Consider the following 15,636-nt stretch of genomic DNA (forward strand, 5'->3'; position numbering starts at 1 on the left):
GCATCAGCATACGCGCGGCAAACTTACCGCCCTGCGCACGCTGGCGCTATCAGAAAGCGTAACGCGCGCTGAACTTCACGGTGCGCATCGGGCCGCCCACCGAGTTGGGCACGCCGAGGTTGGCATTGTCGCCGCCGAGACGGTTTTGCGGATTACCGGGGCCGCCGCCCCAGCCGTCGTAACCGCCGTAGTTGATGCTGTTGAACAGGTTGAGCACGTCCGCGCGCAGCGACAGCGCGCCGAACGCGAACTTGACTTCCTTGGCCAGGCCCACGTCCACCTGGCGGAAGTTGCTGCCCTTGCCTTCGGCCGCCACGCAGCTGGTGGAACCGCGCGAGCAGTCGGTGATCCGGTACGGCAGGCCCGAGCCGACCGTCACTTTCCCCGACACCATCAACCCGAACGGCAGCAAGCCGTCCGACACGCCCGCCACCACCAGCCGGTGCTTTTCGACGTCGGTCGATGGATTCCAGGCAGTGGCGTAGCGGCCGTAGGTCCAGTTGAAGGTGTTGTTGGTCCACTCGTTGTTGGTGGTTTCGCCGCGGCTGTAGGTGTACGTCGCGCCCAGGCTCCAGGTGGACGCCTTGGTATAAGGCTTGTCCAGTTTCAGGTAAATGTTCTCGGCCTTGGCCTGGGTGATGAAGTCACCGAGCACCAGGGTGCTGTAACCCGGCACCGAGCCGAACAGCGGATCGATCGGGCTGCCGTTGCCCCAGGTGCCGTTGACGTCGCGGTTGCCGCCGAACCAGTTGAATTGGTTGCGGCTGCGCGAATTGGTGTAACCCACTTCGCCGTTCCAGCGGCCCAGCGCCTGGCGCAGGCCAACGCTGAACTGGTCGGTGTACGCCATCTTGTGGTTGTTCCTGATCAGCCAGATTTCGCCGCCCGGCTGCGAGTTCTTTTGCGCCTCGTCGAGCGCGTGGTTGGCAATTGCGCGGTCATACGCCCTGCCCCAGCCAGCAAACAGCACCGAGGCGCGGTCGCCGTTGATATCGTACGACAGGCCCAGGCGCGGCGCCCACGCATCCTTGAACGGCTTGCGGCTGTTGCCGTTGCTGATGTAGTCGGCGATGTTGACGCCGCCCTTGGCCAGCGACTGCGCATAGGTCTGGCCGGCAGCGGCACCGTCGCGGGGATCTTGCCGGTCGAAGATGGCCGCGCGGTCGGCCGGCGTGGCGTAGCTGTCGTTGAGCATATTGCTCTCGTAGTCGTAGCGCACACCGAGATTGAGCAGCAGCTTGTCGGTGGCCTGCCAGTCGTCCTGGAAATAAATACCGTACTGATTGTTGGAGAACGCCACGCCAGCGGACGGAATTGCCGGCTCCGAGCGGATCAGGCTCGGGATCCCGGTGGTGGTGTCGATGCGCTCCCAGCGCTGCTCGACCGCGCGCGCGGTGCCGGACAGGTTGTAATCGATGCGTTTCACCTTTACCCCGGCCTTGAAGGTATGGTTTTCCAGCCCGCTATAGGTGAGATCGTCCTGCAACAACAGGCCGCGCTGCTGGCGGAACTGGTTGTTGGGCGAGCCGCCGGTGATCAGCACATCGACCACGTTGTTATCGGAGTTGCTGGGAGAGACCTGGTAACGCACGTACGGGTTGGCCGCCTCAGAACGTGGGTTCCAGCTGTATTTTTCGTAGCCGAAGCGCGCTTCGTTCAAAAAGCCCTTGTCGCTCCACTCGTGCTTGACGTCGAAGCGGTCTTCATCGTTGGTACGGTCAAGAACGTTTTCGGCGACGCTGAGCTTGAGGTCTTCGGGGATCAGGTCGGACTCGCGGCGCACGCGGGCAGTCGCCTCCATGCGCTGGTTGCGCGAGATCTGCGCATCGACTTTGACCAGGAGCAGGTCTTCCTTGAAGCTCGATACTTGCGAGCCCTGGCGCGCCAGCAGCGACGGCACGATACCGGCATCGGGCAGCAAGTCGGTGCGCTGCGCAATCACCTGGCGCGGGCTGTCGATCTTCTTGCCCTCGTAGGCGATGAAGAAGTGCGCGACGTCTTCCTTGATCGGACCGCCGAGCGTCACGCCATACTGGTCCTGCGACGACGACGGCCGGCCCACGCCCTGGCGCTCGGACTCCTTCTGAAACGGGTCCTTGGCAGTGAGGTTGGTGCCGCTGTGGTCCCAGAACACGTCGCCGCTCAGGGTATTGCCGCCCGACTTGGTCACGGCGGTAATCGCCGCGCTCGACACCTGGTCGAACTCGGCCTTGTAGTTTTGCGCGATGACCTTGTACTCGGCCACGGCCGATTGCGGGAACGGATTGCCCCGGCTCGAATCGAGCCCAGACACGCCGCCACGCAGGATATTGTTCTTCTGGCTGACGCCATCGATGAACACGTTGACATTGTCCTGGCTCTGCGCGCCGCTCTGCATCTTGACGTTGCCGGCAGTATCGACATTGAAGCGCACGCCGGGCGCCAGGTCGGCAAACGACAGGAAGTTGCGGGTGACCTGCGGCAGCTTTTCGATCTGCTGGCGCGACACCGACGTGCCCACCTCGGAACCGGTCACGTCGCGCCGCGACGCCGAGCCGGTGATCACCACCTGCTGCACGCCCGCCTGCAACTGCAGGTTGACCTGGCTGGTCTGGCCCACGCTGACGGTGACCGGTTCAGCCTGCTGCTCGCCCACGCGGATGCGGTAGGTGCCGGGCGCCACGCCGGTGAGCACATAGCTGCCGTCGGCGCGGGTGGTGGTTTCATACTTATAACCGTTGAGTTCGTTGGTGGCGGTGACAGCGGCGCCAGCCGAGGGTGCTGCGCCGCTGGCAACCTGGCCTTGAATGGTGGCGGTACTGAGCTGGGCGTGCGCCAGCGGGGCCACCATCAGCGCGGCGGCAAATGTTGCGGCCAGCGCGGTGGACATGACGGACAGGCGAAAGGCAGGCGTATGCCGGGCAGAGCTATTCATGGGTACTCCTGGTTTTGTCGTTCGGAATAATCACCAGGCATGGCGCCGCAAGGGGGCGCCGATGATGCTGACAGTGGTGAGGCCGCGCGCCCCCGACGCAGAGACGGGGGCGCATCACTATGTAAATTGTTTACATTGTTGTTTCAGCCACTGTAGCGCCGTTGCTCGCGCACTGTACAGCTTTTTTTCAATCGGGACGCGGTCCTGCGGCCTACAAGGTCTTGACGAACTCGCGTATTCCGCTCAGCAGCATCTCGATCGACATCGCGGTCAGAATCAGCCCCATCAGCCGCTCGAACGCGGTCATTACCTGCGGACCCAGCACTTTTTGCAGGCGCTCGGCGGACAGGAACACGGCCAGCCACACCACCGCCACGGCAGCGAGCGCCGCCACGTGCACCAGCACTTCACCGGTGCTCTCGCTCGAGAACAGCAGCACGGTCGCCAGCGCGGACGGGCCGGCCAGCGCAGGAATGGCCAGCGGCACGATGAACGGCTCGGCGCCATCGGTGCGGCCCAGCACGCCATCGGGATGGGGGAAGATCATGCGGATCGAGATCAACAGCAGGATCACGGCGCCGCCGATGCGCAGCGCCACCTCGGACAAATGCAGTGCCGCCAGGAAGTGACGCCCAAAAAACATGAAGATCAGCAGCAGGCCGAACGCGATCGCGCACTCGCGGATGACGATGCGCGGCCGGCGCGCCGGCGGCACCGGGTTGAGCACGCTGGCAAACAGCGGCACGTTGCCAAACGGATCGGTCACCAGGACCAGCAGGATGAAAGTCTGAAAGAAGTCTTGGGTCATATTTTTATTTTTAAAATTAAAAAGGGAGCCGAAGCTCCCCTTGTCAGCAACCGCGATTAAGCGTCGCCTTTTTTGATCCAGGCCGCGAGTTGATGCGGACGCAGACCGTCGTAGTCCTCGAACGGTTGATGGATCCACGGATTGTGCGGCAGTTCTTCCATCTGGTAATCCGGACGGAAAGCCGAGCTGCCCTTGGTCCAGATTACGGCCGAACGCACTTCGGTCACGCCTTCGAAGTTCTCTTTCAAGTGTTGCATCACCTTGATCAGGGTAACGCCCGAGTCGGCCAGGTCATCGACCAGCAGGATCTTGCCGGACAGCGGGCCCTTGGTCATCGTCATGTACTTGGCGATGTCCAGGTCGCCCTGGGTGGTGCCCTTGTCTTCGCGGTACGAGCTGGTCGACAGGATCGCCAGCGGCACGTCGAAGATGCGGGAGAAGACGTCGCCAGGACGCACGCCGCCGCGCGCCAGGCACAGCACCATGTCGAATTTCCAGCCGGACTCATGCACCTTGAGCGCCAGGCGCTCGATCAGGCGGTGGTATTCGTCCCAGGACACCCAGAGGTGTTTTTCGTTGGTTTGCGGGTTGTTCATGACACTCCTCTTGTTATGCGAACGGATGGCGCAGCACGATCGTTTCTTCACGATCAGGGCCGGTCGAGACCATATCGACCGGTACGCCGACCAGCTCTTCGATACGCTTGATGTAGGCGCGGGCGGTGGCCGGCAGCGCTTCCATGGTCTTGGCGCCCACGGTGCTTTCGGTCCAGCCTGGCATTTCTTCGTAGATCGGCACGCAGCGGGCCGCTTCTTCGGCGCCCGACGGGAAGATGTCCACGGTCACGCCGTCGATGGTGTAGCCGGTGCACAGCTTCAGGGTTTCGATACCGTCGAGCACATCCAGCTTGGTCAGGCACATGCCGGTCACGCCGTTGATCTGTACCGACCGGCGCAGCAGCGCGGCATCGAACCAGCCGCAGCGGCGGGCGCGGCCCGTCACGGTGCCGAACTCGTGGCCCACTTGCGCCAGGTGATGGCCGACGCCGGCATCGGTCGGCAGTTCCGAAGGGAACGGACCGGAACCCACGCGGGTGGTGTAGGCCTTGGTGATGCCCATGATGTAGTGCAGCATGTTCGGGCCGACGCCGGCACCGGCGGCGGCATTGCCGGCCACGCAGTTCGACGAGGTCACGAACGGATAGGTGCCGTGATCGACGTCGAGCAGCGAACCTTGCGCGCCTTCGAACAGCAGGTTGGCGCCGGCCTTGTGCGCAGCGTACAGCGCGCTCGAGACGTCGGTCACCATCGGACGCAGGCGTGGCACGTAGGCCAGCGCGTCGTCCAGGGTTTTCTGGTAATCGACCTTCGGTGCTTTCAGGTAGTGTTCCAGCACGAAGTTGTGGTAGTCGAGGTTCTCGGCCAGCTTTTCAGCCAGGCGGGTTTCGTTGAGCAGGTCGGCCACGCGGATCGCGCGACGGGCGACCTTGTCTTCGTAGGCCGGGCCGATGCCCTTGCCGGTGGTGCCGATTTTCGCTTCGCCACGCTTGGCTTCACGGGCCAGGTCGAGTGCCGAGTGGTAAGGCAGAATGACGGGCGCGGCGTCCGACACTTTCAGGCGCGACGCTACTTCGACACCGACTTTTTCCAGCTTGTCGATTTCGCGCAGCACGTCCGGCACCGACACCACCACACCGTTACCGATGTAGCAGGCCACGCCTGGACGCATGATGCCCGAAGGGATCAGTTGCAGCGCGGTTTTGACGCCGCCGATGACCAGCGTGTGGCCGGCATTGTGGCCGCCCTGGAAGCGCACCACACCTTGTGCATGATCGGTCAGCCAATCGACGATCTTGCCTTTACCTTCGTCGCCCCATTGGGTGCCGATGACGACCACATTCTTTGCGTTTTTGTTTGACATCACACTAACCTAAGTTTTTAAGAATCCATTGACTACTGTTATCGTCGAGCACCAGCGCGCGATCGCACTCGAACTCGTCCAGCTCGTTGCTGTGACCAGGCATGCTCTGGATCACGACTTCGCCGGACTTGCGCAGCTCGGCGATTTTTTCTTTCAATTCAGGCGCATTGCCCCACGGTGCGCGGATCGAATGCTTGCGTTCCGCAGTGGGTAACAGGCGCGCCAGCTCGCGCAGGTCGAGCGAGAAGCCGGTGGCGGGACGGGCCCGGCCGAAGGCTTCGCCTACGTGATCGTAACGGCCGCCGCGCGCAACCGCGTTCGGCAAGCCTGGCACATACAGCGCGAACATCGCGCCGCTTTCGTATTGGTAACCGCGCAGGTCGGCCAGGTCGATGGCGACCTCGGCACGGCCCATCGCGGAAGCGGCCAGCGCCGCCAGTTCAGCCAGCGCGCGGGCGATGCCCGGCAGGTCCGGCAGCACTTCGCGCGCTTTTTTCAGCACGTCGATGTCGCCGTACAGATTGGTCAGCGCCAGCAGCGCATCGCGGGTTTGCGGCGCGTAATTGGCGGTGAGCGCTCTCAGGTCCGACACGTCCTTGGCGCGCAGCGCCAGGTACAGCGCGGCTTCGTCCTTGGCAGCAGCCGCATCTTCTTCGATGATCGCGCGCAGCACGCCCACGTGGGTCAGGTCCAGCCGCACTTGCGTGAAACCGGCCAGCGCCAGGGTGGACAGCGCCAGTTCCTGGATCTCGGCATCGGCTTCCAGGCCGGCATGGCCGTAGATCTCGGCGCCGATCTGCAGCGGTTCGCGGGTGGCGTGCAAGCCCGACGGATGCGTATGCAGCACATTGCCGGCATAGCACAGGCGCGTGACCGAAGCACGGTTGAGCAGGTGGGCGTCGATGCGCGCCACCTGGGTCGTCATGTCAGGACGCAGGCCCAGCAGGCGGCCCGAGATCGGGTCCACCAGTTTGAAGGTGCGCAGGTCGATGTCGGTACCGGCGCCGGTGAGCAGCGACTCGAGGTACTCGAGCAGCGGCGGCATCACCAGTTCGTACCCGTACAGGCGGAAGTTATCCAGCATCAGGCGACGCAGTTCTTCAATCTTGCGGGCTTCCGACGGCAAGACGTCGGCGATATTCTCGGGCAAAAGCCAATTCGGCATGGGAGACAATGATTAAATAATGAACAAGGGGGCGCGGGCGCCGCGTGTCAACAAGTGACAGGCCGAACCTGATATTTTACGCGAAAATGCTGGGGGGGAGGTAAAAATTGAAAAGCCGGCGACCGCAAGTCCGTCATTCCCGCGAAAGCGGGAATCCATAGACCGGTAGATTCGTCATACGTTCCATGGATCCCCGCGTACGCGAGGATGACGGCTCACAAGCCGCCGGCAATGAAGATACTGTGCTTACTTCTGACCGCCGGCGCCGGAGTTCTTGAAGTACTTGAAGAAGTCCGAGCTCGGATCGACCACCATCACGTCGCCCTGGCTCTTGAACGTGGAGCGGTACGCTTCCAGGCTACGGTAAAACTTGTAGAACTCCGGATTGCGGCCGAACGCTTCGGCGTAGATCTGCGATGCCTTGGCGTCGCCTTCACCACGGATGTTCTCGGCATCGCGGTACGCTTCGGCCAGGATCACGGTGCGCTGGCGGTCGGCGTCGGCGCGGATGGTTTCCGAGGCCGCCGAACCGGTCGAACGCAGCTCGTTGGCGACGCGCATGCGCTCGGCCTTCATGCGTTCGTACACCGAGTTGTTGATCTGCTCGACGTATTCCACGCGTTTCAGGCGCACATCGATGATCTCGACGCCGATCTGGGCCGATTCCAGCACCACCTTGTTGCGGATCGCTTCCATCACCTGGCCACGCTTGCCCGAGATCACTTCGCTGACCGTGTGCTTGGTGATTTCCTCGTTCAGCGCCGACTTGATGATGACCGACATGCGGTCGCGGGCACGGGTTTCGTCGCCGCCGAAGGTGACGTAGTACAGCTTGGCCTGGCCTTCGTTGCGGCCAATGCGCCACTTGACGAAGCTATCGACCAGGATGTTCATCTTCTCGGCCGTGATGAAGCGCTCGGCGTCCGGCGACTCGATGGTCATGATCCGGTTATCGAGCAGCACCACGTTCTGGAACGGTGGCGGCAGCTTGAAGTGCAGGCCGGGCTCGCGGACCACTTCCTTGATCTGGCCCAGCGCGAACACGATCGCGTATTTGCGCTGGTCGACCACGAAGATCATCGACGACAGGATCAGCAGCAGGACAAAACCTGCCACGAGGGTACTGACTATGCGATTCATTAACGACTCTCCCGTTCACGTGAGGAATCCCGTGGGCGTGGCTCGCGCTGGCGGCTCACTTCCACCGATGGCATCACGTCGGCCGGCAGCGTGGCCGTGGTCGGCGCGGTCGCTGGCGAACCGGTGTTGCTGCTGTTGTTGCCATGGCGTGCACTGTCTACCGCTGCCGCCTGGGCGATCAGCTTGTCGAGCGGCAGGTACAGCAAGTTGTTGCCGTTCTTGGAATCGACCATGACCTTGCTGGTGCTCGAGAAGATCTGCTGCATTGTGTCGAGGTACATGCGGTCGCGCGTGACGGCCGGCGCCTTCTGGTACTCGACCAGCACCTGCTTGAAGCGGTTGGCGTTACCGGTCGCGTTCTCGGTGACCATCGAACGATACGCTTCGGCTTCCTGCATCAGGCGCGAAGCGGTACCGCGTGCCTTTGGAATCACGTCGTTGGCGTACGCCTGGCCTTCGTTCTTCTGGCGTTCCAGGTCCTGGCCGGCCTTGACCGCGTCGTCGAACGCGCTCTGCACCTGCTCCGGCGGCTGCACCGCCTGCAAAGTCACGCCCGAGATCAGTACCCCGGAAGCGTAACGGTCGAGAATGGTCTGCATCAGCACTTGCGTTTCGTAGGCCACCTTGTCGCGGCCCTCGTACAGCACGAAGTCCATCTTGTTCTTGCCGACGATTTCGCGGATCGAGGTCTCGGCGACCTGGCGCACGGTTTCTTCCTCATCGCGGTTGTTCATCAGCCAGGCCACCGGGTCTTTCAGCTTGAACTGCACGGCCAGCTGCATGTCGATGATGTTTTCATCGTCGGTCAGCATCAGGGATTCCTGGGTCTGCTTGTTCTTGATGTTGCCGCGATAGCCGATCTCGACCATACGCATCTGCGAGACGCGTACCGTTTCGTTCGACTGGAACGGGTACGGCCAGCGCCAGTTGAAACCGGAGCCGGTCGAGTGCGTGTACTTGCCGAAGGTATAGACGATGCCCGCCTGGCCCTCTTGCACGATGAACGAACCGCTGGCCAGCCAGATCAGCGCGGCCACCCCGGCGATGGCGCCAGCGGTGGCGCGCATGCCGGCCGGATCGGGGCGCGGCACGCCGCCACCGTTGTTATTGTTGCCATTGTTATTATTGTTATTGTCCGGGCGTCTTTTCTGGCCGAAGAAGTTGTTCAGGCGCTCATTGAAATCGCGCCACAACTGTTCCATGTCGGGTGGGCCTTCGCCAGGCTTCTTGCCTTCGTTCGCCTGCGGCTCGCCGTCTTTCTTGTCCGAGCCCCAGCGGGGGTCGTTCAGCGACAGCTTGATGCCGAGACGTTTCATCATTGAGGGGACACGCATTAGTGGGATCCAACGTGAGTTGTAAGGGAACTGCGCGAGGTATTGCTGTCGTCGTCGGAGTCGGACGCATCCGGCTCCTGCGCTTCATCATCTAAATCGAGCTCTGCTTCGTCGTCAACCGGATACGCCTGGTTGAGCCTGGCGCCCGGCGCCGCCTTGGCCCATTCCACGATCGCTTCCCGCAACAGGTCCACACCGACACCGGTGCGGGCGCTGAGGAAAACGCGGGAAATCTTAGCATATTCGTCGCGCTCCACCGAGGGCTCCAGGCCGGCGGCGTCGATCTTGTTCCACACTAGAATTTGCGGAATATGATCGGCGCCGATTTCCTTGAGCACCAGGTTGACCTGCTCGATCTGCTCCATGCGCACCGGGGACGATGCATCGACCACGTGCAGCAGCAAATCGGCGTGAATCGTCTCTTCCAGCGTGGCGCGGAAAGCGGCGACGAGCTGGTGCGGCAATTCGCGCACGAAGCCGACCGTGTCCGAGATCACCACGTTGCCCACTTCCTGCCCCATGTAGACGCGACGCGAGGTCGTGTCCAGCGTCGCGAACAACTGGTCGGCTACATACACGCCGGCCTTGGTGACCGTATTGAACAGGGTGGACTTGCCGGCATTGGTATAGCCGACCAGCGACACGGAAAAAGTCTGGCTGCGGCCACGCGAACGGCGCTGGGTTTCATGCTGCTTGCGCAGCTTGGCCAGGCGCGCGCGCAAGGCTTTGACACGCTCGCCGATCAGCCGGCGGTCGGTCTCGAGCTGGGTTTCGCCGGGACCGCGCAGGCCGATACCGCCCTTTTGCCGTTCCAGGTGGGTCCAGCCGCGGATCAGGCGCGTGGCCAGGTGCTGCAACTGCGCCAGTTCCACCTGCAGCTTGCCCTCGTGGGAGGCGGCGCGCTGGGCGAAAATGTCGAGAATCAGGCTGGTACGGTCAAGCACGCGGATGTTCAGGCGCTTTTCCAGGTTACGCTGCTGGGCCGGCGACAGCGCATGGTTGAAGATGACGATTTCGATACGCTCGTCCAGCACGGCCTGGCCGATTTCGTCAGCCTTGCCGCTGCCGACGAAATAAGCGGAGTCCGGGGCGGAGCGCTTGGCGGTGATCGTCGTCACGGGTTCCGCACCTGCTGAACGGGCCAGCAGTTGCAGTTCCTCGACGCTGGCGGCGAAGTCGCCCTGGCCGAAATCAATACCGACTAGAGCTGCACGCATACGACGATCTGTAAGGTTGGGGAGAAGCGATAAGGCAAGCGCTTAGTCCGCGTCGTTATCGATGCTGAGGTTGACGGCGCGAGCCGGCACCACGGTGGAGATGGCGTGCTTGTACACCATCTGGGTCACGGTGTTGCGCAGCAATACGACGTATTGATCGAACGATTCGATGTGGCCCTGCAGCTTGATGCCGTTAACGAGGTAGATCGACACCGGCACGTGCTCTTTGCGCAGTGCGTTGAGGAATGGGTCTTGTAACAGTTGCCCTTTGTTGCTCATAACAGCTCCATTTTATGTTGTTGTGTTGGATTTGGAGGCGAGACGCTTAATTTCAAGTACGTGGCCCAGCGAAAGTCAAATGATATTCGCTGAAACACCGCTCGCCACGTAGGGAATGGTGCTTCCAAGCCACTGTAACCTGTTTTTGCTTTTTTTGCAGTGTCGCACCGCAAAAAAACAGCCTATTTAATCGAATACTAAGTTGAAAACCAGGTCACACATTTGGCGACCCGATTTAACTTATCGCCTACCTGGCGATTACTTCTTCTCGGTACGCTTGTCGAACGGGTTTTTACCCGTGCGCAGCTCGATGCGCAGCGGCGTGCCTATCAAACTGAACGTATCGCGGAAATGCTTTTCCAGGTAGCGCTTGTACGGATCGCCAACCGCTTCCAGGGAATTGCCGTGGATGACGATGACCGGCGGGTTCATGCCGCCCTGGTGCGCATAGCGCAGCTTCGGACGGATCGAGCCCTTGCGGCGCGGCTCCTGCTTCTCCACCGCCTCGATCAGCGCGCGGGTCAGCTTCGGCGTGGACAGGTTGCACATGGCGGCGGCATACGCCGCATCGACCGACTTCATCAGCGGGCCGATGCCCTGCGATTTCAGTGCGGAGATGAAATGCATCTTGGCGAACGACAGGAAGTCGAGCTTGCGGTCGATATCGATCTTGATTTCGTCGCGTTCGTCGGTACGCAGGCCGTCCCACTTGTTGACGGCGATGACCAGCGCACGGCCCGTCTCCAGCACGAAGCCGGCAATGTGGGCGTCCTGTTCGGAGATGTCCTGCTGGGCGTCGAGCATCAGCACGACCACGTTGGCTTCCGAGATCGATTGCAGGGTTTTCACGACCGAGAATTTCTCGATCGCTTCGAACACCTTGCCGCGGCGGCGGATACCGGCGGTGTCGATCAGCGTGTACTGCTTGCCTTCGCGCTCGAACGGAATTTCGATCGAGTCGCGGGTGGTGCCCGGCATGTCGAACGCGATCACGCGCTCTTCGCCCACCAGGGTGTTGATCAGGGTCGATTTGCCCACGTTCGGACGGCCGACCAGGGCGATCTTGACGCCGCGCTGGGCAGGGTCGAGTTCGTCCGGTTCTTCGGGACGCTGGGCAAACGCCAGGTTCAGCGCCTCCTCCACCAGGTCGGCCACGCCGTCGCCGTGCGCGGACGAGATCGAGTACGGCTCACCCAGGCCCAGCTCGTAAAAGTCGGAGACCACGGCGGTGTACCGCATGCCTTCCGATTTATTCACGACCAGCATGACCGGACGGCCGCTTTTACGCAGGAAGTCGGTAATGGTTTTATCATGCGGCGTCAGGCCCTGGCGGCCATCGACGAGAAACACGACGATGTCGGCCTCGGCAACGGCTTGCTTGGTCTGCTTGGCCATCTGATGCATGATGCCTTCCTTGGCGACCGGCTCGAAGCCGCCCGTGTCGATGACGAGGAAGGGACGTTCGCCGACACGGCCCTCGCCATAGTGACGATCGCGCGTCAACCCAGGCAAGTCCGCCACCAGCGCATCGCGCGAGCGGGTCAGACGATTAAACAAGGTCGATTTCCCTACATTGGGTCGACCCACAAGTGCGATTACCGGCTTCATTGAATTACTCGACCGCGAAAGCGGTCACAGTTCCTGCTTGAGTTTGAAAAATCAAATTCGAGCCGGCGATGACGGGGGCCGACTGGATCGGGCTGCCATCGGTCGCGACTCGACCTATCAGAGCGCCATCTTCCCGTGACAGGAAGTGGATGTAACCCTGGTAGTCGCCAACGGCCACGGCGCGGCCATACGACACGGGGGTCGAGAGGCGGCGATAGGACAGCTTGTCGTTCTTCCAGGCGTTGCTGCCGCTTTCGCGGCTATAGGCGGCAACTTCGCCCTTGTCGTCGGAGACGAATACAAAACGCTGGTCCACCGCCACGCCCACGTCGGACGAAGCAGGCTTGCTCCAGGACGGCGCGCCAGTGGTGGCGTCGTAACAGGCCACGCGGCCCTGGTACGACACAGCGCAGACATCTTTTTCGAAAATCACCGGTGCGCCGGCAATGTCGGTCACGCGTTCGAGTTCGGTCGCGCCACGCGGCTCGCCCACTGCCACTTCAAAACGTGGCAGGCCGCCGGCCAGGGCCAGCACCACCAGCTTGCCACCCGGCTGGGCGACATATACATTCGGACCGCTGATCACCATGCCCGGCGCATTGCGCAGGGTCAGGGCTGGCGTGGTCCGGGTGACGTTCCAGCGCTTGGCGCCGGTCTTGGCCTCGTACGCGGTGATCACGTTATCGACACTGCGCACCACCACCACGCCGCCGCCGACCACCGGCGAGGACAGCACTTCGCTCGACGCTTGTGCTTTCCACAATTCTTTGCCGTTGGCGTCGAAAGCAAGGATAACACCTTTCTTGTCGCCAACCACAACCACCTCGCCATCGCTGCCCACGCCGGCCGTCAGGTCGGTGCCGGTCTTGATGCGCCAGATTTCCTTGCCGGTGGCCGCGTTCAGGCGTGCCAGCACGCCATCGCCATCGGCCACGTACACGCTGTCGCCAGCGAGCACCGGGGTGAAGACGGCGTTGCCGGCCTTGCCGACCGAGTACTTCCAGGCCACAGGCGGCTGCAGGCTGCCCGCCGGTTCCACCAGCGCCGCCGGCTGGTTCTTGGTGTCTTTCGAGCCAAACAAGGAGCAACCAGCCAACAGTGCCAGCAGGCTTGCAGCAATAGCTTTTTCGGTGATGCGCATAAAATTTTTCAACCTTGCTCGTTACGGGTTATCCGGATGCGGTACAGCTGCTTACGCAGCGGCCTTGGCTGGTTTGTCGGCTGGCACGGCGCCGCCGATCGCTTCCAGCTTCAGCTGGATCAGCTGGCGTCCCGGGTTTTTCTTGTCGGTGGCGTCGAGCGCGGCCTGGTAGGCGGTGCGCGCTTCGGCCAGCTTGTTCTGTGCTACCAGGATGTCGCCCTTGCGGTCGGCCACCGAACCGGCAAACGCTGGCGGCACCGTGCCGTCCAGGGTTTTCAGCGCCTGGTCGTACGCTTTTTCATCGAGCAGCACGCCAGCCAGGCGCACCTTGGCGATCGCCTTGAACTCGTCGGCGCCGTGCTCCACCGCCCATTGCAGCTGGGCCTTGGCGGTCTTGGCGTCGTTCGCTTCGAACGCGCTCTTGGCGGCGACCAGCGCCGACATCGGTGCGTACGAGGTGCCGCCGAACTTGCTTTCCATGTCGGTGGCGGCGCGTTGTACCTTGGTGTTGTCCTTGGCTTCCACCGCGCGTTGCAGTTCTTCGTACAGGGCCGAGGCCTGGGTGGTCTGGTTGCGCTGGTAATAGTTCCAGCCGGCCCAGGCCGAGTAAGCGGCCAGTGCCGCGATGACGATCCAGGTCGTCAGGTTGCCGTACCGTTCCCACCATGCTTTGAGCGTAGCGAGTTGTTCTTGTTCTTCGAGATCGTATGCCATGTCAGTTCGTCTGCTAAAAGGTTAAGGGGTGGGTCGGCTTAGTGATTGCAGTGTTCGTCGTGCACGTGGTGGTGATGGTCGCCGCTGCCGGTGATCTGGTCCACCACGTAGTCGACCACTTCGTCGAACGGTACGGTTGCCTGCTGGGGTTCGCCGTCGGCGCCGCGCATGGCTTTGACCGACGCGGTGTGGTTGGTCACTTCGTCTTCGCCGATGATGACCGCAAACGATGCGCCGCTGCCGTCGGCTTTTTTCATCTGGTTCTTGAAGCTGCCGGGACCATTGCTGGTCGAACCGTGCATGATGACGTCGAGGCCGGCGTCGCGCAGGCGTTCGCCCAGCACGAATGATTGCAATTGCGCCGCTTCGCCCTGGTGCACCAGGTACACGTCGCACAGGTTCGGTTGTTCCGGCTCGCCCGCTTCTTTCATCAGTTCCAGCAGGCGCTCGATGCCCATGGCAAAACCGACGGCCGGCGTCGGCTTGCCGCCGAACGAGGCGATCAGCGGATCGTAACGGCCGCCCGCGCATACGGTGCCTTGCGAGCCAAGCGAGTCGGTCACCCATTCGAACACGGTGCGGTTGTAGTAATCGAGGCCGCGCACCAGGCGCGGATTGATCACGTACGGGATGTTGTTGTGGTCGAGGATCTTGCGCACGCCGTTGAAGTGCGCCAGCGATTCCTCGCCCAGGTAGTCAAGCAGTTTCGGCGCGCCGTTGACCATGTCCTGCATGGCAGGGTTCTTGGTGTCGAGGATGCGCAGCGGGTTGCTGTGCAGGCGGCGCTTGGCTTCCGCGTCGAGCAGCGCTTCGTGGCTTTCCAGGTACGCGATCAGGTCCACGCGGTGGCGCGCGCGCTCTTCGGCGTCGCCGATCGAATTGAGTTCGAGGCGGATGTTCTCCAGGCCCAGGTCATCCCACAGGCGGCGGCACAACATGATCATCTCGGCATCGACGTCGGGACCGGTGAAGCCCACGGCTTCGCAGCCGAACTGGTAGAACTGCCGATAGCGGCCGCGCTGCGGGCGCTCGTGGCGGAACATCGGTCCCGTGTACCACACGCGCTTCGGACCTTCGTACACCAGGTTGTGTTCGATGACCGCGCGCACCGCGCCTGCCGTGCCTTCAGGGCGCAAGGTCAGCTGGTCGCCGTTCATCGAATCGGTAAACGAGTACATCTCTTTTTCGACGATGTCGGTGACGGCGCCGATGGCGCGCTTGAACAGTGCCGTGTCTTCCACGATCGGCGTGCGGATCTGCTGGAAGCCGTAGCTTTGCACCACCGATTGCGCGGTGTTCTCGAACAGCTGCCACAGGTGCGAGTCCTGCGGCAGGATGTCGTTCATGCCTTTGACGGCGGTGATTTTTTCAGCTTTTTTATTTTCGGACATGGTTC

General features: G+C 62.2%; 13 protein-coding genes. All 13 read right to left on the reverse strand.

Annotated features, from left to right (window positions below; translation table 11 throughout):
- Positions 1–49: 49 nt before the first annotated feature.
- The 13 genes from SR858_RS18340 to hisS all read right to left on the reverse strand — a co-directional run bounded on the left by SR858_RS18340 (position 50) and on the right by hisS (position 15,631).
- The gene (locus tag SR858_RS18340; protein WP_084669798.1) at positions 50–2,914 is read right to left on the reverse strand and encodes a TonB-dependent receptor; all 2,865 of its coding nucleotides are present in this window, start codon (positions 2,912–2,914) and stop codon (positions 50–52) included.
- A gap of 211 nt (positions 2,915–3,125) precedes the next feature.
- Complete coding sequence (locus SR858_RS18345; protein WP_019920446.1) at positions 3,126–3,722, reverse strand: MarC family protein; 597 nt, start codon at positions 3,720–3,722, stop codon at positions 3,126–3,128.
- Positions 3,723–3,778: 56 nt separating this feature from the next.
- Positions 3,779–4,318 (reverse strand): phosphoribosyltransferase, encoded by a 540-nt coding sequence (locus SR858_RS18350; protein WP_019920447.1) that lies wholly within the window; start codon positions 4,316–4,318, stop codon positions 3,779–3,781.
- Positions 4,319–4,331: 13 nt separating this feature from the next.
- Entirely contained in the window at positions 4,332–5,642 is a 1,311-nt protein-coding gene (locus SR858_RS18355; protein ID WP_019920448.1) for an adenylosuccinate synthase, read from the reverse strand.
- A gap of 4 nt (positions 5,643–5,646) precedes the next feature.
- Complete coding sequence (locus SR858_RS18360; RefSeq protein WP_026637027.1) at positions 5,647–6,807, reverse strand: ATP phosphoribosyltransferase regulatory subunit; 1,161 nt, start codon at positions 6,805–6,807, stop codon at positions 5,647–5,649.
- A gap of 246 nt (positions 6,808–7,053) precedes the next feature.
- Positions 7,054–7,947: a protease modulator HflC gene (hflC, locus tag SR858_RS18365; protein ID WP_019920450.1), complete on the reverse strand. Its 894-nt coding sequence runs from the start codon at positions 7,945–7,947 to the stop codon at positions 7,054–7,056.
- The gene (gene hflK / locus SR858_RS18370) at positions 7,947–9,266 is read right to left on the reverse strand and encodes an FtsH protease activity modulator HflK (protein ID WP_019920451.1); all 1,320 of its coding nucleotides are present in this window, start codon (positions 9,264–9,266) and stop codon (positions 7,947–7,949) included. Before hflK ends, hflC begins: the two co-directional genes overlap by 1 nt.
- Before the next feature lie 14 nt (positions 9,267–9,280).
- Positions 9,281–10,498, reverse strand: a complete 1,218-nt coding sequence (hflX, locus tag SR858_RS18375; protein WP_019920452.1) for a GTPase HflX — start codon at positions 10,496–10,498, stop codon at positions 9,281–9,283.
- Between the two features lie 42 nt (positions 10,499–10,540).
- Positions 10,541–10,777, reverse strand: a complete 237-nt coding sequence (gene hfq, locus SR858_RS18380) for an RNA chaperone Hfq (RefSeq protein WP_019920453.1) — start codon at positions 10,775–10,777, stop codon at positions 10,541–10,543.
- A 258-nt stretch (positions 10,778–11,035) separates the two neighbouring features.
- Complete coding sequence (gene der, locus SR858_RS18385; RefSeq protein ID WP_026637029.1) at positions 11,036–12,385, reverse strand: ribosome biogenesis GTPase Der; 1,350 nt, start codon at positions 12,383–12,385, stop codon at positions 11,036–11,038.
- A 4-nt stretch (positions 12,386–12,389) separates the two neighbouring features.
- Positions 12,390–13,526, reverse strand: a complete 1,137-nt coding sequence (gene bamB, locus SR858_RS18390) for an outer membrane protein assembly factor BamB (RefSeq protein WP_019920455.1) — start codon at positions 13,524–13,526, stop codon at positions 12,390–12,392.
- A gap of 51 nt (positions 13,527–13,577) precedes the next feature.
- A complete protein-coding gene (locus tag SR858_RS18395) occupies positions 13,578–14,240 on the reverse strand; it encodes a tetratricopeptide repeat protein (protein ID WP_019920456.1) in 663 nt (220 codons plus the stop codon).
- Positions 14,241–14,278: 38 nt separating this feature from the next.
- Positions 14,279–15,631 carry a histidine--tRNA ligase gene (gene hisS, locus SR858_RS18400; RefSeq protein WP_019920457.1) on the reverse strand — a complete coding sequence of 451 codons (1,353 nt, stop codon included), beginning with the start codon at positions 15,629–15,631 and terminating at the stop codon, positions 14,279–14,281.
- Between the last annotated feature and the right edge of the window lie 5 nt (positions 15,632–15,636).

This window comes from Duganella zoogloeoides, from assembly GCF_034479515.1.
Taxonomy (GTDB): Bacteria; Pseudomonadota; Gammaproteobacteria; order Burkholderiales; family Burkholderiaceae_D; genus Rugamonas; species Rugamonas zoogloeoides.